This is a genomic window from Micromonospora sp. NBRC 110009, from assembly GCF_030518795.1.
GTDB lineage: Bacteria > Actinomycetota > Actinomycetes > Mycobacteriales > Micromonosporaceae > Micromonospora.
Genome location: NZ_CP130427.1, coordinates 3,289,109 through 3,307,729 on the forward strand (window position 1 = coordinate 3,289,109; position 18,621 = coordinate 3,307,729).

Genomic DNA, 18,621 nt, shown 5'->3' on the forward strand with positions numbered 1-18,621 from the left:
CCCGGGCGGTCAGGCCGGGGCGACCCGGGTCAGGTACGTGTGGTGGGTGGTGAAGCCGAGCCCCCGGTAGAGGGTCACGGCGGGGGTGTTGCGCTGCTCCACCTGGAGGAAGGCGTGCGTGGCACCCTCCGCCACCCCCCAGTCGACCAGCGACCGGATCACCCGGCCGGCCAGCCCCTGCCGGCGCGCCTCGGGCAGCACCTCGATGGAGGTCAGCCCCAGCCAGCGGCCGCCGCCGGTCACCGTGCCCCGGCCGGCGGCGAGCAGCCGGCCGTCGGCGTAGACGTGCGCGAAGCGGACCCGGTCCACGGCGGTGAGCACGTGCCGGGCGACGTCCGGGAGGCCGCCCTTGCGCGCCTCGGCGGTGGCGAGCCAGTCCTCCGACGGTGTCGCGGTCAGTTCGACCGGCGGCAGGTCGGCCCGGCCGGCCGGCAGGGCGGCGAGCGGGACGGTCTGGACCAGCACCGGCGGCCGGGCGTCCCAGCCTCGGGCGTCCAGCTCCGCGCCGACCGGCGCGGCCAGCGGCAGCGGCGTGTTCACCAGAGCCGGCCGGCCGTGGTCGGCGTACCAGCGCTGCACCGCGTCCAGCGCGGCGGGCAGCGGGCGGTCGGGGTCGCCGACCGGGAGCGCCGAGTTGGCCCGGCCGGTCCAGCCGTCCGCGCTGCGCAGCAGCCAGTCGCCGAGCCGTTCGCGCACCGGGGCGGGCCACGCCTCGTCGGCGGCCAGCTCCAGGGCGACCACCGCGGCGGCGGTCGGCCGGCGGGCCGGCGGTACGCGCTTGGCGCGGTGCACCTCGCCGACCGGAACCTGGAGCCGGCCCGTGTCGGTGGCGAGAGTGATGTGGCTCTCGCTCAGTTCGACGAGCTCGCCCAGAGCGTCGGTGAACAGCGGCCGGCCTTCGCGAATACCCACAATCCGGCGGACCACGATCCGGTGTCCCACATCCTGCTGTCGGAGCACGATCGACCTCCTCCCCGGCGAGATACTAGGCTCTTACCGTCGCGGGTGATCGCGATGAGTCTTGCGGAGGAGAAGACCGGTGACCTACATCATCGCCGAGCCGTGCGTGGATGTGCTCGACAAGGCATGCATCGAGGAGTGCCCGGTCGACTGCATCTACGAGGGCAACCGGATGCTCTACATCCACCCCGACGAGTGCGTCGACTGTGGTGCCTGTGAGCCGGTCTGCCCGGTCGAGGCGATCTTCTACGAGGACGACGTGCCGGAGCAGTGGAAGGACTACACCGGGGCGAACTACGAGTTCTTCGAGGACCTGGGTTCGCCGGGCGGCGCCTCCAAGATCGGCAAGGTGGAGAAGGACGCGTCGTTCGTGGCCGCCCAGCCGCCACGCGGAGAGGGCCACTGAACCGGCCCGCGCCGGTCTCGTCGCGGCTGCCCGACTTCACCTGGGACACCCTGGACGCCGCGGCGACGACGGCCGCGGCGCACCCGGGCGGTCTCATCAACCTCTCGATGGGCACGCCGGTCGACCCGGTGCCTCAGGTGATCCGGCGGGCCCTCGCCGACGCGTCGGACGCCCCGGGCTACCCGCTGACCGCGGGCACGCCCGCGCTACGGGCCGCCATCGCGGCCTGGGTGTCCCGGGCCTGCGGCGCGGGCGTCGACGGGTTCGGCGTGCTGCCGACGATCGGCTCCAAGGAGCTCGTCGCGTGGCTCCCCACGCTGCTCGGCGTCGGCCCCGGTGACGTGGTCGTGGTGCCGTCCATCGCCTACCCGACCTACGAGGACGGGGCCCGGCTGGTCGGCGCCACCACGGTGCGCGCCGACTCGCTGACCGCGGTCGGGCCGACCCCCCGAGTGCGCCTGGTCTGGGTCAACTCGCCCGCCAACCCGACCGGGCGGGTGCTGCCCGCCGCCCACCTGCGCAAGGTGGTCGACTGGGCCCGCGAGCGGGGCGCGGTCGTCGCCAGCGACGAGTGCTACCTCCCCCTGGGCTGGGAGGCCGAGCCGGTCTCGATCCTCTCGCCCGAGGTCTGCGGTGGGTCGTATGACGGCGTGCTGGCGGTGCACTCGCTCTCCAAGCGCTCCAACCTGGCCGGCTACCGGGCCGGCTTCGTCGCCGGCGATCCGGGGCTGGTGGCCGAGCTGCTCAAGATCCGTAAGCACGCCGGCATGATCGTGCCCGCCCCGGTACAGGCCGCCATGGTGGCCGCGCTGGGCGACCAGGCGCACGCCGATGAGCAGCGGGAGCGGTACCGGGCCCGGCGGGAGCGGCTGCGCGCCGCGTTCACCGGCGCCGGCTTCACCGTCGAGCACTCCGAGGCCGGGCTCTACCTCTGGATGACCCGCGACGAGGACTGCTGGGACACGGTCGACTGGCTGGCCCGCCGGGGCATCCTGGTCGCCGCCGGCGTCTTCTACGGTCCGGCCGGCGCCCGGCACGTCCGGGCCGCGCTGACCGAGTCCGACGAGCACGTCGCGGCGGTCGCCGACCGGCTGCGCGACTGACGCCCGGGCGGCAGCGGTGACCGACGGCGCGACCCGGCGGGGCGGCCCGTCCACCGTCGACCCCCCGGCGGCCGGCGTCCGCGCCGCGGTGGTCGGCACCGGGCTGATCGGCGGCTCGCTGCTGCTGCGGCTGCGCGACGTCGGGCTCGACGTGGCCGGTTGGGATCCGGATCCGGCCACCCGGGCCCACGCGCGCCGGTGGGGCGTCCCGTGCCCGGACACCATGGAGGAGGCGGTGGCCGGCCGGGACGTGGTGTTCCTCTGCGGTCCGCTGCCCACCCTGCCGGAGATGTTGCCCCGGGTGGCCGCCGCCACCGACGAGCGGTGCGTGCTCACCGACGTGGGCAGCACGAAGGCGGAGGTCGCCACCGCCGCGACCGCGCAGGGGCTCGGGCACCGGTTCGTCCCCGGGCACCCGATGGCCGGCGCCGACCGGGCCGGGCTGGCCGCCGCCGACCCCGGGCTGCTCGTCGGGGCCGCCTGGGTGCTCTGCCCGGGCCCGAACGGGATCGCCGCGTTCCGTCGACTCGCGGCGCTGCTCATCGAGGTGTTCCGGGTCCGGGTGGTGCCGATGTCCGCGCCGGAGCACGACGCCGCGGCGGCCCTCAGCTCACACCTACCGCACCTGCTGGCCGGCGCGCTGGCCGGGGCGGTGCAGCGGTCGGCGCTGCGCGACGCCGTGCTGGCCCTCGCCGCCGGGAGCTTCACCGACGGCACCCGGGTGGCCGGCGGCCCGCCGCAGCGGACCGCCAACATGCTGCTCGGCAATCGGGGTGACGTGCTGACCGGCCTGGCGTCCGTCCGCGCGGTCCTCGATGAGCTGGCCGACGCGCTGCGGGCCGGCGACGCGGCGGCCCTGACCGCCCGGCTGGACGAGGGGCGGACCGCCCGCGCGGCGCTGGGGCAGCGCCCGTTCGGCACCCACCAGCGGGAGTTCCGGGCCGCCGCCGACCATGCGGGGGAGCTGGCCTACCTGCGGGAGGTGGGGGCGGCCGGCGGCCACCTGAGCGGCTGCCGGATGACGGCCGGTGGCGTCATCTACACCGCGCACCTGCCGCAGCCGCCCGCTGCTGCCTGAGCCGGGCGACGGGCACCGCGGACAGGTCCTAGGGTGGGAGGCATGGCGGACGCACCGGTCGTGGCGGTACGCGGCGAGGCGTACCGGGAGGTGGCTCCCGAGGTGGCCCGCTTCACCGTGACCGCGACCGCCCGGGACCGCGGTCGGGAGACCACGCTGGCCCGGCTGGCCGAGCGGGCCGCCGCCGTCCGGGTGCTGCTGGACCGCGCCGAGCCGGCCGTGGAGCGGCGCGAGACCGGCCAGCTCCGGGTGTGGCCGGAGACGAAGCGGTCCGGTGAGCGGGTGGTGGCCTACCACGGCAGCGTCAGCACCACGGTGACCGTCGGCGATTTCACCGCGCTCGGCGAGCTGATGCTCCGCCTAGCCGACCAGGACCAGGTCCAGGTGGCCGGCCCGTGGTGGTCGCTCCGGCCGGACAGCCCGGCCTATCGCGAGGCGCGGCACGCCGCCATCGCGGACGCGCTGGCCCGGGCCCGGGAGTACGCGGAGGCGCTCGGCGCCCGGATCACCGGGCTGCTGGAGCTCTCCGACAGCGGGGTGTCCGCCGCGCCGCCGATGTTCGCCCGGGCCGCCGCCGGCCGGGGTGGCGGGCCCGGTGGTGGCGCCCCGCCGGAGCTGGAACTGGACCCGCAGCCGCAGCCGGTGCAGGCGACGGTCGAGGCCCGGTTCACCATCAGCGAGCCGGTGCTCGGCTGATGCCCCCGGCACGGGAGGTCCCCCTCGACGAGCTGGTCGCCCGGGCCCGGGCACTGGCCGATGCCGGCCCGCGGCAGCTGCTCGGCATCGCCGGCGCGCCCGGGGCGGGCAAGTCGACCCTGGCCGAGCGGATCGTCGCCGAGGTCGGGCCGCTCGCCCGGCTGGTGCCGATGGACGGCTTCCACCTGGCCCAGTCGGCACTGGTCCGGCTCGGGCGGGAGGGGCGCAAGGGCGCCCCGGACACCTTCGACGTCAACGGGTTCGTCACCCTCCTGCGCCGGGTGCGGCGGATCGAGCCCACCTCGGTCTGGGCGCCGCTGTTCCGTCGTGACCTGGAGGAACCGGTCGCCGGGGCGATCGAGGTGCCGCCCGAGGTCCGGCTGGTGGTGACCGAGGGCAACTACCTGCTGCTCCGCGACGATCCGTGGGAAGAGGTGCGCACGCTGCTGCACGAGGCCTGGTTCCTGGACCTCGACGCCGAGCTGCGGGTGCGCCGGCTCACCGCCCGGCACGAGGCGTACGGGAAGACCCCGGAGCAGGCGCGCGCCTGGGCGCTGGGCAGCGACGAGGAGAACGCCCGCCGGGTCGTGGCCACCGCCGACCACGCCGATCTGGTGGTTCGGCTGGCCGCACCCCTGCCCGGGTGACGGGATCGCCGCGGCCGGCTATGCGAGGGTGCGGACCGGTCGAGCGGGGTTGCCGACCGCCACCACGTTGGCGGGCAGGTCCCGGGTCACCACGGCACCCGCGCCGACCACCGTGTTCTCGCCGATGGTGACGCCGGCCAGCACGATGGCCCCGCCGCCGAGCCAGACGTTGTCGCCGATGGTGATCGGCTTCGCCGCCTCCCACTTGCCCCGCCGGGCCTCGGGTTCGACGGGGTGGGTGGCGGTGAGGAGCTGGACGTTCGGTCCGATCTGGACGTCCGCGCCGATGGTGATCCGGGCGACGTCGAGGAAGACCGCGTTGAAGTTGACGAAGGTGCGCGGCCCGAGGTGGGTCTGCCAGCCGTAGTCGCAGTGGAAGGGCGGCCGCACCCAGGTGTCCTCGCCGACCGAGCCGAGCAGTTCACGCAGCGCCGCGAGCCGCCCCGCCGGGTCGTCGGCGGGGCTGGTGTTGAAGCGTTCGGTGAGCCGCGCCGCCCGGTCCAGGTCGGCGATGATCTCGGGCTCGTCGGCGATGTAGAGCTCGCCGGCGAGCATGCGTTCCTTCATCGAGGCCATTGAAGGATTCTGCCCCCGTCCCGCCCGGGTTTCCTCGACTTGGCGGAGGTGCGACGCCGCTGCGGGTCAGTCGTTGGCGTGCAGCGCGGCGTTCAGCTCGATGCCCCGACCGGTTCGCGGCTTCGCCTCCAGCGCGCCGGTCACCGAGTTGCGCCAGAAGAGCAGGCCGGCCACGCCGGAGAGGTCACGTGCCTTGACCACCCGGCCGTCCGGCAGGGTGATCTTGGAAGCGGCGGTGATGTAGCAGCCGGCCTCCACCACGCAGTCGTCGCCGAGCGAGATGCCCACCCCGGCGTTCGCCCCGATCAGGCTCCGCTCGCCGACGCGTACCTTCTCGGTCCCGCCGCCGGAGAGGGTGCCCATGATCGACGCCCCGCCGCCGATGTCGGAGCCGTCGCCGACCAGCACACCCTGCACGATCCGCCCCTCCACCATCGAGGTGCCCAGCGTGCCGGCGTTGAAGTTGACGAAGCCCTCGTGCATGACGGTGGTGCCGGCGGCCAGGTGCGCGCCGAGCCGGACCCGGTCCGCGTCGGCGATCCGCACGCCGGAGGGGACCACGTAGTCGGTCATCCGGGGGAACTTGTCCACCCCGTACACGGCCAGGTGGCGGCCGGCGGCCCGCTCGATGACCCGCAACTCGTCCACCCGCTCCGGCGGGCACGGCCCCGCCGAGGTCCAGGCCACGTTGGCCAGCTTGCCGAAGATGCCGTCGAGGTTGAGCTCGTTGGGCCGCACCAGGCGGTGGGAGAGCAGGTGCAGCCGGAGGTACGCGTCGGCGGCGTCCTTGATCGGGTCGTCCAGCGAGCCGATCACGGTGACCACCTGGGCGGTACGCAGGCCGGGCAGGGCCCGCTCGCCGACCGCGCCGGGCGGCAGGTCGAGCACGTCGGCCTGGTCCTCCCCGGCGACCAGCGGCAGCTCGCCGAGTCCCAGCTTGCCGGTCGGGTACCAGGTGTCGAGCACCTGGTCGTCAGCGGTGATCGTGGCCAGGCCGATGCCCCAGGCGGATTCTGCGGTCGTCACGATTTTGACGGTACCGTGCCAGACATGCAGAACCCGCTGACCCCCGAGGTCCTGGCTGATCCGGTGGCGCTCACGCGCGCGCTGGTCGACATAGAGTCTGTCTCCCTCAACGAGAAGGCGATCGCCGACTGCGTCGAGGAGGTGCTGCAGGGCGTGCCGCACCTGACCACGTTCCGGCACAGCAACACGGTGATGGCGCGTACCGACCTGGGGCGGGCGCAGCGGATCGTGCTCGCCGGCCACCTGGACACCGTCCCGCTCAACGACAACTTTCCGTCCACCATGCGGGGCGATCTGATGTACGGCTGCGGCACCTCGGACATGAAGTCGGGCGTGGCCTTCGCGCTGCACCTCGCGGTGACCCTGCCGGACCCGCGCTACGACGTGACGTACTTCTTCTACGAGGCCGAGGAGATCGAGTCGAAGTACAACGGTCTCACCCTCGTCGCCGAGGCCCACCCGGAGTGGCTGGAGGCTGACTTCGCGGTGCTGCTGGAGCCGACGTACGGCATCGTCGAGGCCGGCTGCCAGGGCACCTTGCGGGCGATCGTCACCACGCACGGCGCGCGGGCCCACGCGGCGCGGTCCTGGCACGGGGTGAACGCCATCCACGACGCCGGTGAGGTGCTGCGGCGGCTTCAGGCGTACGAGGCGCGCCGGGTCACCATCGAGGGCTGCGACTACCGCGAGGGCCTGAACGCGGTGCGGATCACCGGCGGGGTGGCCGGCAACGTGATCCCGGACCGCTGCGAGATCGAGGTCAACTACCGGTACGCCCCGGACCGCGACCCGGCGGCGGCCGAGGCGCACGTACGGGAGGTCTTCGCCGGCTTCGACCTGGCGGTGACCGACGCGGCGGCCGGCGCGGCCCCGGGCCTGGACAACCCGCCGGCGCAGGAGTTCCTGGCCGCGGTCGGCGCCGCGCCGATCGGCAAGCTGGGCTGGACGGACGTGGCCCGCTTCGCGGCGATGGGGATCCCGGCGCTCAACTTCGGCCCGGGCGACCCCAACCTGGCCCACCACAAGGACGAGCACGTCGAGCTGACCAAGATCCGCGACGGCGCGGCCACCCTGCACCGCTGGCTCGCCGCCGCCTGAGCCGGCCGGGCGGACGCGATCGGGGGGCCCGCGTCGGTGACGCGGGCCCCCCGAGGTCGTGCCGGCGGACCGTCAGGCGGTCGTGGTCAGCGAGGAGTCCGTCTCGCTGGGCCCGCCGGTGAGGTCGGTGTGGTGGGCTTCCATCATCCGGGCACGGCGGCGCTCGGCCACCACGTCGCGGATCCGCCGCTGCATCTGCCGGCGGATCCGGATCATCTCCGAGTTGCTGATCAACGCTTGCTCCTCCCCCGAAAGGCAACGCGCCAGGGCATACCCCGTATGTGAATAGTAAGACGTACGAGCGACCGAATTAGTTGCCCAAGATCACGAAGAATTTCGCCGGGCCACCCGCCTGCGCACCCGGGCGGCCCGGCTCCACTACGGTGGCTGCATGAGCCAGAGCAACGGGCCGGAGCCGGGTCGCGGCCCGGGCGGGGAGCGGCACCGGGGCGCCGTGACGCTGCGCAACCGGGCCATCCCGACCAGCACCGCCGACCAGCGGCTGCTGGACTCCCGGGGCCGGGGCGACTGGAAGACCAGGGACGCCTGGCGGGCGCTGCGCATCCTGTCGGAGTTCGTCGAGGGCTTCGACACCCTGGCCGACCTGCCGCCCGCGGTCAGCGTGTTCGGTTCCGCCCGCAGCAAGCCGGAGAGCCCGGAGTGCCGGATGGCCGAGGATCTGGGCCGCGCACTGGCCCGGGCCGGGTACGCGGTGATCACCGGCGGCGGCCCGGGCGTGATGGAGGCGGCCAACCGGGGCGCTGGCGAGGCGGGCGGGCTCTCCGTCGGGCTCGGCATCGAGCTGCCGTTCGAGCAGGGCCTCAACGACTGGGTCGACCTGGCCATCGACTTCCGCTACTTCTTCGCCCGCAAGACCATGTTCGTCAAGTACGCCCAGGCGTTCGTCGTGCTGCCGGGCGGCTTCGGCACCATGGACGAGCTGTTCGAGGCGCTCACCCTGGTGCAGACCGGCAAGGTCACCCGCTTCCCGGTGGTGCTGATGGGCGCCGACTACTGGCGGGGGCTGCTCGACTGGCTGCGCGACACGATGGCCGTCGACGGCAAGATCGGTCCGACGGACCTGGAGCTGATCTGCGTCACCGACGACGTCGACGAGGCGGTCCGGCACATCGTGGAGGCGGAGGCGGTGCTCTCCGCCGAGCAGGAGGCGATCCGGGAGGAGGCGGTCGCCCGGGTCGCCGCCGACCAGCGGGCCGCTGCCGACGCCGCGCCCGAGGGCCCGGCGGGGCAGGGCTGACCGATGGCCGCGATCTGCGTCTTCTGCGCCTCCTCCCGCACGCTGGACCAGCGCTGGCTGGACCTGGCGTCCGAGACCGGGGCGGAGCTGGCCCGGCGCGGGCACACCCTGGTCAGCGGCGGTGGCTGCGTCGGCATGATGGGCGCGGTGGCGGACGGGGCCCGGGCCGCCGGCGGGTACACCTCCGGCGTCATTCCCCAGTCCCTGGTCGACCTGGAGGTCGCCGACCTGGCTTCCGACGAGCTGCTGGTGACCGACGGGATGGCCAGCCGCAAGACCCTCATGATCGACAAGTCGGACGCCTTCGTCGCCCTGCCGGGTGGCCTCGGCACCCTGGACGAGCTCTTCGAGGTGTGGACCACCGCCACGCTCGCCCTGCACACCAAGCCGATGGTGCTGGTCGACGCCGACGACTTCTACCGCCCCCTGCTCGACTGGCTGCGCACCCTGGCCGAACAGCGCTTCCTCAAGCCGGCCGGCCTCGACCTCCTCCTGGTGGCCCGCACCGTTCCGGAGGCCCTCGACCTCCTCGACTCCCGCCTCATCTGACCCGGACCGACTCCGCCCCACGTCCGCCGACCGCGAGGTTGACGGCGAAGTCGATCTCCGTGGGTGCGGCCAACCTCATGATCGACGTGAGCTGGGCGCGCGGGGGCAGCGGCAGGTTTTCCGGTGTCGTACCGGCGTGGTGGGATGTGGGGGATGCAGGCGTACCGGTTGGTGCGCCGGCCCGGCGGGGCGGGGACGGGGGTCGCCCACCCCGGCGGGGCGGGGCAGGGGGGTGGTCGGTCCGCGGGGCCGGCCGGAGCGGAGCCGCGATCCGGGGGGTCAGCGGGCGATGCCGCGCACCCACGCCGGCCCGACCCGGTGCAGGCCGAGGTGGTCGCGCACACCGACGGGCCGATGCTGGTCGTCGGCGGTCCCGGCACCGGCAAGACCAGCACCCTGGTCGAGGCGGTCGCCGCCCGGGTGGCCGAGGGCGTCGACCCGGAACGCGTCCTGGTGCTCACCTTCGGCCGGCGCGGCGCCACCGACCTCCGCCACCGGATCGAGGCGCGGATCGCCGGCGACGGGCACCGCGTCGTCCGCGAGCCGCTGGTGCGCACCTTCCCGGCGTACGCCTTCGGGCTGCTGCGCCGCGCCGCCGCCGAGCGGGGCGAGCCGTCGCCCCGGCTGCTCACCGGCCCCGAGCAGGACCTGATCATCCGCGAGCTGCTCGACGTGGTCGGCGAGGAGCCCGGCGACGACCCGGTCGGCTGGCCGGAGGACCTGCGCCCCGCGCTGCGCACCCGGGCGTTCGCCCAGCAGCTCCGCGACCTGCTGATGCGCGCCGCCGAGCGGGGCGTCGGCCCGGTCGAGCTGGCCCGGCTGGGGGAGAAGCTGGGCCGCGCCGACTGGCCGGCCGCCGCCCGTTTCCTCCGGGAGTACGTCGCCGTCCTCGCCCTGCGCGACGTCAGCAACCGGGGCTCCATCGCGTACGATCCGGCCGAGCTGGTCCGGGCCGCCACCGGCATGCTGCTCGACGACCCCGAGCTGCTGGCGGCCGAGCGCCGCCGGGTGGCCCACGTCTACGTCGATGAGCTCGCCGACACCGACCCCGCCCAGCTCGACCTGCTCGCCGTCATCGCCGGCGGCGGCAAGTCCCTGGTCGCCTTCGCCGACCCCGACTCCTCCACGTACGCCTTCCGCGGCGCCGACCCGGCCGGCGTGACCACCTTCCCGCACCGGTTCCGCACCGCCTCCGGGGCACCGGCCGCGCAGGTCGTGCTGACCACGTCCTACCGGGCCGGGCCCGAGCTGCTGGCGGCGACCGCCCGGCTGGCCCGCCGGCTGCGCGGCCCGGCGGCGCACCGGCGGCTGCACCCGCTGCCCGACGCGCCACCCGGCGCCGTCGAGGTACGCACCTTCCGCTCCGCCACCAGCGAGTCCGCCTGGCTGGCGCACGCCCTGCGCGAGGCGCACCTGCTCGACGGGGTGCCCTGGTCGCGGATGGCGGTGCTGGTCCGGTCCACCGGCCGGCAGCTCCCGTCGCTGCAACGCGCCCTGCACACCGCCGGGGTGCCGACCGTGGTGCACGGCGAGGACCTGCCGCTGCACCTCCAGCCCGGGGTGGCCCCGCTGCTGCTCCTGCTCCGCTGCGCCCTGGAACCGGACCGGCTGGACGAGGAGGCGGCGGTCGCGCTGCTGCACTCGCCGCTCGGCGGCGCGGACCCGCTCGCCGAACGCCGGCTGCGCCAGGGACTGCGCGCCCTCGCGCTGGCCGGCGGTGACCGCCGCCCCTCCGGGGAGCTGATCGTCGAGGCGCTGCGTGATCCGGCCGAGCTGGCCACCGTGGCGCGGCGCTGGGCGGCCCCGGCCCAGGCGGTGGCCCACCTGCTGGCGACCGCCCGGCAGGCCGCGGCCACCCCGGGCGCCACCGCCGAGGACGTGCTCTGGGCGGTGTGGAAGGAGAGCGGGCTGGCCGAACGCTGGGCCGGCGCGATCACCCGGGGCCGGGCCGCCACCGGGGAGCACGAGACCGCGCAGCGCTGGCGGGCCGAGGCCGCGGACCGGGACCTCGACGCCGTGCTGGTGCTCTTCGACGCGGCGGCCCGGTTCACCGACCGGCTGCCCGGCGCGCGTACCGAGGTCTTCCTCGACCACGTGCTCGGCCAGGACCTGCCGGCGGACACCCTGGCCGCCGGAGCCGACCGGGGCGAGGCGGTCCGCCTGCTCACCGCGCACGCCGCCAAGGGCCTGGAGTGGGACCTGGTGGCGGTGGCCGGGGTGCAGGAGGGCGTCTGGCCGGACCTGCGGCTGCGCGGCAGCCTGCTCGGCTCGGAACGGCTGGTCGATGTGCTGGCCGGCCGGTCCGACGGCACCGGCGTCCGGGCCAGCCTGGTCGGGCAGACCTCGGCGCTGCTCGACGAGGAGCGGCGGCTGTTCCACGTCGCGGTCAGCCGGGCCCGGCGCCGACTGCTGGTCAGCGCGGTCGCCTCGGCGGCGGTCGGCGGCGACGACCACGAGGAGCAGCCCAGCCGCTTCCTGCACGAACTCGGCGCGACCGAGCCGCCGGCCGTCGGTGGGGGCGGCGCGGTCCCGGCCGGCCCGCAGCCGGGGCCGGCAACGACCGGCCCGGGCGGGGCCGCCCCGGCCGAGGAGACGGTCCCGGTCGGCGAGGCCGCGCCGGCCGAGCCGCCGACCGGGGACGACGATCCGCAGGACGGGCCGCCGGGCGCACTCCCGGTCACCCTGCCGCCGCGCGGGCTGACGCTGTCCGCGCTGGTGGCGGAGCTGCGTACCGCGGTCACCGATCCGGCGGCGCCGGCCGCCCGGCGGCGCGCGGCGGCGGGCGAGCTGGCCCGGCTGGCCGCCGCCGGCGTGCCCGGCGCGCACCCGGACGACTGGTGGGGGCTGCGCGGGCTCTCCGACGACCGGCCGCTGGTCGACGCGGGCGAGCCGGTGAAGGTCACTCCCTCGGCCATGGAGAGCGCGTTGCGGTGCAGCCTGCGCTGGCTCCTGGAACGGCACGGCGGCAGCGCCCCGGCCAGCGCCGCGCAGGGCGTCGGCAACCTGGTGCACGCGGCCGCCATGCTGGCCGAGGACGCCAGCGTCGACCGGACCACCCTGCTGGAGTACGTGGCCGCCCGGTTCGACGCGATCGAGCTGGCCGCCCGCTGGATGGTCGGCCCGGAGCGGGCCCGCGCCGAGGCCATGGTGGACAAGCTGCTCCGCTGGCTGGCCGGCAACCCGCGCCGGCTGCTCGCCATCGAGCACGAGTTCGCGGTCCGGCTGGACGACCCGAACCGGCCGGTCGAGCTGACCGGCCGGGTGGACCGGCTGGAGGTGGACGCCGACGGCCGGCTGGTGGTGATCGACCTGAAGACCGGCAAGTCCACCGCGGTCACCGAGCGGGAGGTCGCCGAGCACCCGCAGCTCGGGGCCTACCAGGCGGCGGTCGAGGCGGGCGCCTTCGCCGAGTTCGGCGACGAGTCCGGGGGCGCCGCGCTGGTGCAGCTCGGCACCGGCGCCAAGGACGCCAAGGAGCAGAGCCAGACCGCCGCCGGGGAGGGGCCCGGGGCCGGCTGGGCCACCGCGCTGGTCCGGCGCACCGCCGACACGATGGCCGCCGCCACCTTCGCGGCGGTCGCCAACTCGAAGTGCCGGGTCTGCCCGGTCCGCACCAGCTGCCCGGTGTCCGGGCAGGGCCGCCAGGTCGTCGAGCCGCCCACGGAGCACCCATGACGACCCAGCCGACGCTGTTCAGCGCCACCGCCACCCCGACGCCGCGGACCGCCGACGCCGGACCGCGCTACACGCCCGTCGAGCTGGCGAAGCTGCTCCGGCTGCCGGCGCCCACCCGGGAGCAGGCGGCGATCATCGCGACCCCCGTCGAGCCGCTGCTGGTGGTCGCGGGCGCCGGCTCCGGCAAGACCGAGACGATGGCCGCCCGGGTGGTCTGGCTGGTCGCCAACTCCTACGTCCGACCCGAGCAGGTGCTCGGCCTCACCTTCACCCGCAAGGCCGCCGGTGAGCTGGCGCACCGGGTGCGTACCCGGCTCGACCAGCTCATCCGCCGGCTCGGCCGGCAGGGCCGGGACCCGCACGACGACCCCTTCGCCGGCGAGCCGACCGTCTCCACCTACCACTCGTACGCCGGGCGGATCGTCACCGAGCACGGCCTGCGGGCCGGGTACGAGCCGACCACCCGGCTGCTCACCGAGGCGTCCCGCTGGCAGCTCGTCGACCTGCTGGTGCGCAACTACGACGGCGACATGTCCGCGGTGGACCGGATGCCGAGCACCATCACCGACGCGGTGCTCGCCCTGGCCGGGGAGCTGGACGAGCACCTGGTCGACCCGGACCAGCTGGCCGCCTGGACCGGGCGGTTCTTCGCCGACGTGCAGTCCCGCCCCGGCCGGGTCTACGCCGACGTGCGGAAGGCGTTGCAGCTCCAGCAGATCCGGCTGAAGCTGCTCCCGCTGGTCCGGGCGTACGGGCGGCGCAAGGACGACTTCGAGGCGATGGACTACGCCGACCAGCTCGCCCGGGCGGCCCGGGTGGCCCGGGACCACCCCGGCGTCGGGGTGATCGAGCGGGACCGGTTCCGGGTGGTGCTGCTCGACGAGTACCAGGACACCAGCCACGCCCAGGTGGTGCTGCTCAACGCGCTCTTCGGCGGCGGCCACCCGGTGACCGCCGTCGGCGACCCCTGCCAGTCCATCTACGGCTGGCGGGGCGCCAGCGCCGGCACCCTGGACCGGTTCCCCGCCGAGTTCGCCCGCGCCGACGGCACCCCGGCCCGGGTGCTCAGCCTCACCACCAGCTGGCGCAACCGTCCGGAGATCCTCGGCGTCGCCAACGCGCTCTCCGTGCCGCTGCGGGCGGCCGGCGCGCGGGTGCCGGAGCTGCACGCCGCGCTCAGCGTCCGGGAGCCGATCCCGCACCGCAGCCCCCGCGGTCAGGCCGCCGGCACCGTGCACTGCGCGCTGCTGGAGACGTACGCCGACGAGGCCGAGTGGATCGCGGACAGCGTGCTGGCCGCCTGGCGGGGCGCGGCCGGCATGCCCGGTGCGCTGCCCGAGCACATCCCGGTGCCGCGGCGCCCCACCACCGCCGTGCTGGTCCGGCTGCGCAGCCAGATCCCCGCGATCGAGTCCGCGCTGCGCGCCCGGGGCCTGCCGGTCGAGGTGGTCGGGCTCGGTGGCCTGCTGGACACCCCCGAGGTGCGGGACGTGGTCTGCACGCTGCGGGTGCTCGCCGACCCCACGGACGGGGCCGCCCTGCTGCGGCTGCTCACCGGGGCGCGCTGGCGGATCGGTCCGCGCGACCTGGTCGCCCTGCACCGGCGGGCGAAGGCCATCGCGAGGGCCCGCCGGGAGCTGGCCGGCGGGGACGGCCCGGAGATCACCGTGGACGGGCTGGACGAGGCGACGCTGGTCGAGGCGCTGGCCGACCTGGGGCCGGCGCAGGCGTACTCGGCGGAGGGGTACGCGCGGCTGCGCGCGTACGGGATGGAGCTGGCGCTGCTCCGCTACCGGCTGGACCAGTCCCTACCGGAGCTGATCGCGGACATCGAGCGGACCATCGGCCTGGACGTGGAGGTGGCGGTTCGGGCCGGCCGGGACGGCACCGGCGACGCCGGCCTGGCCCGCGGCCACCTCGACGCGCTCGGCGACGTGGCGGCCCGGTTCAGCGGCGAGACCCCCGGCGCCACGCTCGCCGGATTCCTCGCCTACCTGGCCGCCGCCGAGGACGAGGAGCGTGGGCTCACCCCCGGCGAGGTCGAGGTGGTGGAAGGCGCGGTGCAGATTCTCACCGCGCACGCCGCCAAGGGGCTGGAGTGGGACGTGGTGGCGGTCGCCGGGCTCACCCGGGGCGTCTGGCCGGGGCCGGTCCGCAACTCCGACCACTGGCTCGGCGGGCTGGGCGTGCTGCCGTTCCCGCTGCGCGGTGACGCCGACGGGCTGCCCGAGCTGGGCCTTCACGGGGCGGAGGACCAGCGCGGGGTGGCCCGGGCGCTGGAGGACTTCACGGACGCCTGGCGGGCCCACGACGAGCGGGAGGAGCGCCGGCTCGCGTACGTGGCGGTGACCCGACCCCGGCGGCTGCTGCTCTGCTCCGGCTACTGGTGGGGGGAGGGGACGAAGAAGTTCCGCGGCCCCTCGGTCTTCCTCCGCGAGGTGCACGACGCCTGCCTGGACGGCGCGGCCGGGCACCTGGTCGACGAGTGGGCCCCGGAGCCGGCCGGCGACGCGGTGAACCCGACCACGGAGGTGGTGCTCCGGGCGGAGTGGCCGGCCGACCCGCTCGGCGCCCGCCGGCCGGCGCTGGCCGAGGCCGCCGCGCTGGTCCGCCGCCACCTGGCCGACCCCGGGGCGGCCCGGCACGAGGACGCGGTGGCCGCCGCCGGGCCCGACGACGACCCCGAGGTGGCCCGCTGGCGGCGGGAGGCCGACCTGCTTCTCGCCGAACGCGCCGAACTGCTGCGCGGGGCCGAGGCGGTCGAGGTCGAGCTGCCCCACCACCTGTCGGTGACCCAACTGGTGGCGCTGCGCCGCGACCCGGCGGCCCTGGCCCGGGCGCTGCGCCGCCCGATGCCCACCGAGCCCAACCCGTACGCCCGGCGCGGCACCGCCTTCCACACCTGGCTGGAGCAGCGCTTCGGCGCCGACCGGCTGCTCGATGTGGACGAGCTGCCCGGCGCGGCGGACGACGACGCCGCCCCGGACGAGGCGCTCACCGAGCTGCAGGAGCGCTTCCTGGCCAGCGAATGGGCCGACCGGGTGCCGGTGGAGGTGGAGGTGCCGTTCGCCACAGTGATCGCCGGGGTGGTGGTGCGCGGCCGGATGGACGCCGTCTTCGCCCGCCCCGGCGGCCGGTACGACGTGGTCGACTGGAAGACGGGCCGCCAGCCCACCGGGCGGGAGGCCGAGGCGGCGACCGTGCAGCTCGCCGTCTACCGGCTGGCCTGGGCCGAACTGGCCGGCGTGCCGGTCGAGCGGGTGGGCGCCGCCTTCCACTACGTGCGGGACGGGGTCACCGTGCGGCCGGCGGACCTGCTCGACGCCGACGGGCTGACCGCGTTGATCGCCGGCGTGCCGGAATTTTCGGCGGACGCCCCGGCGTTGCTCAGTTCGTGATAGGTTAGGCGCGTTGCAGTTTTGGTTTCCAGAGACTCTGTGTGCGCCTGGCGGATTGTGGCCCCAGGCGCACTTTGTTGTGTCCGGAGTTCTCCGGGCGGGGCGACCAGCAGCGACAGGTGTGGCGCGCAGTCCAGCGCGACGCACTCCTCCGGCCCCACAACAGGTGTGGGGCCGACCGTTCCGTCAAGGAGACGAAACAAATGGCTATTGGCACCGTCAAGTGGTTCAACGCTGACAAGGGCTTCGGCTTCATCACCCCGGACGGCGGCGGCGCCGACGTCTTCGCCCACTTCTCGGCGATCCAGACCTCCGGCTACCGGAGCCTGGACGAGAACCAGCGGGTCGAGTTCGAGGTGACCCAGGGCCAGAAGGGCCCGCAGGCGGAGAACATCCGCCCGCTCTGATCTTCGGATCACCCGGCACCATCCACCGCGCCCTCAGGGCACGGTGAGGGTTCGGTCCGCCGCGCCGCCCCCCGCTCCGGCGGGCGGGCGGCGCGCTGCGGCGGACCGGCCCCTACCCCTTCGGTTCGTGCTTGTGAGTCCCGGTGGACGAGTCCCCGGTTGACAGCGCCGCTTCCGGCGCCTCCCTCGACACGTGCCGCGTCGAGGAAGGCATTCCGCATGACCATGACCGTTCCCACGTTCGCCGCGACGGGCCTGGCTTCCGAGCTGCTCGCCGAGCTGTCGGCGCAGGGCATCACCGAGCCGTTCCCGATCCAGGCGGCCACCCTGCCGGACTCGCTGGCCGGTCGCGACGTGCTCGGCCGGGGACGCACCGGCTCCGGCAAGACCCTCGCCTTCGGGCTGCCGCTGCTGTCCCGTACCGCCGGCCGTAGGGCTCGCCCGGGCCGCCCGCTGGCCCTGGTGCTGGTGCCGACCCGTGAGCTGGCCCAGCAGGTGACCACCGCGCTCGCCCCGTACGCCCGCGCGGTCGGGCTGCGTTGCGCGACCGTCGTGGGCGGTCTGTCGCTGCAACGGCAGGCGGACGCCCTGCGCGCCGGCGCCGAGGTCGTCATCGCCACCCCCGGCCGGCTGCACGACCTGATCAACCGCGGTGACGCCCGGCTCGGCGAGGTGGCGATCACCGTGCTCGACGAGGCCGACCAGATGGCCGACATGGGCTTCCTGCCGCAGGTCACCAAGCTGCTGGAGCAGGTCGCGCCGGACGGCCAGCGGATGCTCTTCTCCGCCACGTTGGACGGCGGCGTGGACAAGCTGGTCCGCCGCTTCCTGACCCGGCCGGTGTCGCACTCGGTCGATCCCGGCACCGCCACGGTGACCGCGATGACCCACCACGTGCTGCACGTCGACGCGGTCGACAAGCCCGCCGCGCTGACGCAGATCGCCGCTCGTGAGGGTCGCACCATCCTCTTCATGGGGACCAAGCACCGCGCCGACCGGCTCGCCCGCCAACTGCTCGCCAAGGGCGTACGCGCCGCCGCGCTGCACGGCGGTAAGTCGCAGCCGCAGCGCACCCGGATCCTGGAACAGTTCCGTACCGGCCAGGTGACCGCGCTGGTGGCCACCGATGTGGCGGCCCGCGGCATCCACGTCGACGGGCTGGACATGGTGGTCAACGTGGACCCGCCGACCGAGGCGAAGGACTACCTGCACCGGGGCGGGCGTACCGCCCGGGCCGGGGAGTCCGGCACCGTGGTCACGCTGGTCCTGCCGGAGCAGCGCCGGGACGTCTCCCGGCTGATGAGCGTGGCCGGGATCAGCCCGCGGACCACCCAGGTCCGTCCGGGCGACGCGGAGCTGACCCGGGTCACCGGGGCGCGGGAGCCCTCCGGCGTGCCGGTGACGATCGTCGCCGCCCCGTCGGCGCCCGCCGCGCGGGCCGGGGCACCCCGGGGGCGCCGGGCGGCCGGCAACGGCGGTCGCGTCGCTGCCGACTCCGGCCGCGCCGCAGGTGGCCGCCAGTCCGGCGGGGAGACCGACGCCGCTCCGCGTCCGGCGCATCGCGCGTCCGGCCGACGCCGTCGCCCCCAGCGTCCCCGTACCGCCTGACCTCGCCTCCGTCGCCTCCGCCGCTGCTCCCCGTCAAGTCGGGGATCAGCGGCGGTCGCGTCTGATGGGCGACTGTCCCGGGTCTCGTTCCCGCCGATGCTGGGCTTTCGAGCCTCGTCGCATCCGGGGCCCGATC

16 protein-coding genes are annotated in these 18,621 nt (G+C 75.4%); 12 read left to right on the plus strand and 4 right to left on the minus strand.

Translation table 11 applies throughout. The features are described 5' to 3' along the window. Window positions 1-9 precede the first annotated feature (9 nt). Window positions 10-960: a GNAT family N-acetyltransferase gene (locus tag Q2K19_RS15800; RefSeq protein ID WP_302771829.1), complete on the minus strand. Its 951-nt coding sequence runs from the start codon at window positions 958-960 to the stop codon at window positions 10-12. A 79-nt stretch (window positions 961-1,039) separates the two neighbouring features. Here Q2K19_RS15800 and fdxA point away from each other — a divergent pair, with 79 nt between their 5' ends. The 5 genes from fdxA to Q2K19_RS15825 are packed head-to-tail and all read left to right on the plus strand — an operon-like array spanning window position 1,040 to window position 4,890. Continuing rightward, window positions 1,040-1,366 carry a ferredoxin gene (gene fdxA, locus Q2K19_RS15805; protein WP_089005361.1) on the plus strand — a complete coding sequence of 109 codons (327 nt, stop codon included), beginning with the start codon at window positions 1,040-1,042 and terminating at the stop codon, window positions 1,364-1,366. After that, a complete protein-coding gene (dapC, locus tag Q2K19_RS15810; protein WP_302772519.1) occupies window positions 1,363-2,469 on the plus strand; it encodes a succinyldiaminopimelate transaminase in 1,107 nt (368 codons plus the stop codon). The genes fdxA and dapC overlap by 4 nt, the downstream gene beginning before the upstream one ends. A gap of 16 nt (window positions 2,470-2,485) precedes the next feature. Continuing rightward, entirely contained in the window at window positions 2,486-3,547 is a 1,062-nt protein-coding gene (locus Q2K19_RS15815; RefSeq protein WP_302771831.1) for a prephenate dehydrogenase, read from the plus strand. Between the two features lie 42 nt (window positions 3,548-3,589). After that, entirely contained in the window at window positions 3,590-4,243 is a 654-nt protein-coding gene (locus Q2K19_RS15820) for an SIMPL domain-containing protein (RefSeq protein ID WP_302771833.1), read from the plus strand. After that, window positions 4,243-4,890, plus strand: a complete 648-nt coding sequence (locus tag Q2K19_RS15825; RefSeq protein ID WP_302771835.1) for a nucleoside/nucleotide kinase family protein — start codon at window positions 4,243-4,245, stop codon at window positions 4,888-4,890. Before Q2K19_RS15820 ends, Q2K19_RS15825 begins: the two co-directional genes overlap by 1 nt. Window positions 4,891-4,908: 18 nt before the next feature. Here Q2K19_RS15825 and Q2K19_RS15830 read toward each other — a convergent pair whose 3' ends face one another. Both Q2K19_RS15830 and dapD read right to left on the minus strand, forming a co-directional pair. After that, the gene (locus Q2K19_RS15830; RefSeq protein ID WP_302771837.1) at window positions 4,909-5,466 is read right to left on the minus strand and encodes a sugar O-acetyltransferase; all 558 of its coding nucleotides are present in this window, start codon (window positions 5,464-5,466) and stop codon (window positions 4,909-4,911) included. A 66-nt stretch (window positions 5,467-5,532) separates the two neighbouring features. After that, complete coding sequence (gene dapD, locus Q2K19_RS15835) at window positions 5,533-6,492, minus strand: 2,3,4,5-tetrahydropyridine-2,6-dicarboxylate N-succinyltransferase (RefSeq protein WP_302771839.1); 960 nt, start codon at window positions 6,490-6,492, stop codon at window positions 5,533-5,535. Window positions 6,493-6,516: 24 nt separating this feature from the next. Here dapD and dapE point away from each other — a divergent pair, with 24 nt between their 5' ends. Continuing rightward, window positions 6,517-7,590 carry a succinyl-diaminopimelate desuccinylase gene (gene dapE, locus Q2K19_RS15840; protein ID WP_302771841.1) on the plus strand — a complete coding sequence of 358 codons (1,074 nt, stop codon included), beginning with the start codon at window positions 6,517-6,519 and terminating at the stop codon, window positions 7,588-7,590. Window positions 7,591-7,662: 72 nt separating this feature from the next. Here the strand turns inward: dapE and Q2K19_RS15845 are convergent, their stop codons facing one another. Further along, window positions 7,663-7,824, minus strand: a complete 162-nt coding sequence (locus Q2K19_RS15845) for a hypothetical protein (RefSeq protein WP_302771843.1) — start codon at window positions 7,822-7,824, stop codon at window positions 7,663-7,665. A 157-nt stretch (window positions 7,825-7,981) separates the two neighbouring features. Here Q2K19_RS15845 and Q2K19_RS15850 point away from each other — a divergent pair, with 157 nt between their 5' ends. The 6 genes from Q2K19_RS15850 to Q2K19_RS15875 all read left to right on the plus strand — a co-directional run bounded on the left by Q2K19_RS15850 (window position 7,982) and on the right by Q2K19_RS15875 (window position 18,485). After that, the gene (locus tag Q2K19_RS15850; RefSeq protein ID WP_302771845.1) at window positions 7,982-8,848 is read left to right on the plus strand and encodes an LOG family protein; all 867 of its coding nucleotides are present in this window, start codon (window positions 7,982-7,984) and stop codon (window positions 8,846-8,848) included. Window positions 8,849-8,851: 3 nt separating this feature from the next. After that, window positions 8,852-9,397, plus strand: coding sequence for an LOG family protein (locus tag Q2K19_RS15855; RefSeq protein ID WP_302771847.1), 546 nt, complete (start codon window positions 8,852-8,854; stop codon window positions 9,395-9,397). A 153-nt stretch (window positions 9,398-9,550) separates the two neighbouring features. Further along, window positions 9,551-13,072 (plus strand): ATP-dependent helicase, encoded by a 3,522-nt coding sequence (locus Q2K19_RS15860; protein ID WP_302772520.1) that lies wholly within the window; start codon window positions 9,551-9,553, stop codon window positions 13,070-13,072. After that, window positions 13,069-16,470, plus strand: a complete 3,402-nt coding sequence (locus tag Q2K19_RS15865; RefSeq protein ID WP_302771849.1) for an ATP-dependent helicase — start codon at window positions 13,069-13,071, stop codon at window positions 16,468-16,470. The genes Q2K19_RS15860 and Q2K19_RS15865 overlap by 4 nt, the downstream gene beginning before the upstream one ends. 203 nt (window positions 16,471-16,673) lie before the next feature. Further along, entirely contained in the window at window positions 16,674-16,877 is a 204-nt protein-coding gene (locus Q2K19_RS15870; protein ID WP_067374184.1) for a cold-shock protein, read from the plus strand. A gap of 219 nt (window positions 16,878-17,096) precedes the next feature. After that, entirely contained in the window at window positions 17,097-18,485 is a 1,389-nt protein-coding gene (locus Q2K19_RS15875) for a DEAD/DEAH box helicase (RefSeq protein WP_302771853.1), read from the plus strand. Window positions 18,486-18,621: the final 136 nt, after the last annotated feature.

Coding starts and splice junctions, on each gene's coding strand:
- Q2K19_RS15830 (WP_302771837.1), bottom strand. CDS start 5,466: ATGGCCTCGATGAAGGAACGCATGCTCGCCGGCGAGCTCTACATCGCC.
- dapE (WP_302771841.1), top strand. CDS start 6,517: ATGCAGAACCCGCTGACCCCCGAGGTCCTGGCTGATCCGGTGGCGCTC.
- Q2K19_RS15820 (WP_302771833.1), top strand. CDS start 3,590: ATGGCGGACGCACCGGTCGTGGCGGTACGCGGCGAGGCGTACCGGGAG.
- Q2K19_RS15870 (WP_067374184.1), top strand. CDS start 16,674: ATGGCTATTGGCACCGTCAAGTGGTTCAACGCTGACAAGGGCTTCGGC.
- Q2K19_RS15860 (WP_302772520.1), top strand. CDS start 9,551: ATGCAGGCGTACCGGTTGGTGCGCCGGCCCGGCGGGGCGGGGACGGGG.
- Q2K19_RS15825 (WP_302771835.1), top strand. CDS start 4,243: ATGCCCCCGGCACGGGAGGTCCCCCTCGACGAGCTGGTCGCCCGGGCC.
- Q2K19_RS15855 (WP_302771847.1), top strand. CDS start 8,852: ATGGCCGCGATCTGCGTCTTCTGCGCCTCCTCCCGCACGCTGGACCAG.
- Q2K19_RS15865 (WP_302771849.1), top strand. CDS start 13,069: ATGACGACCCAGCCGACGCTGTTCAGCGCCACCGCCACCCCGACGCCG.
- Q2K19_RS15875 (WP_302771853.1), top strand. CDS start 17,097: ATGACCATGACCGTTCCCACGTTCGCCGCGACGGGCCTGGCTTCCGAG.
- Q2K19_RS15850 (WP_302771845.1), top strand. CDS start 7,982: ATGAGCCAGAGCAACGGGCCGGAGCCGGGTCGCGGCCCGGGCGGGGAG.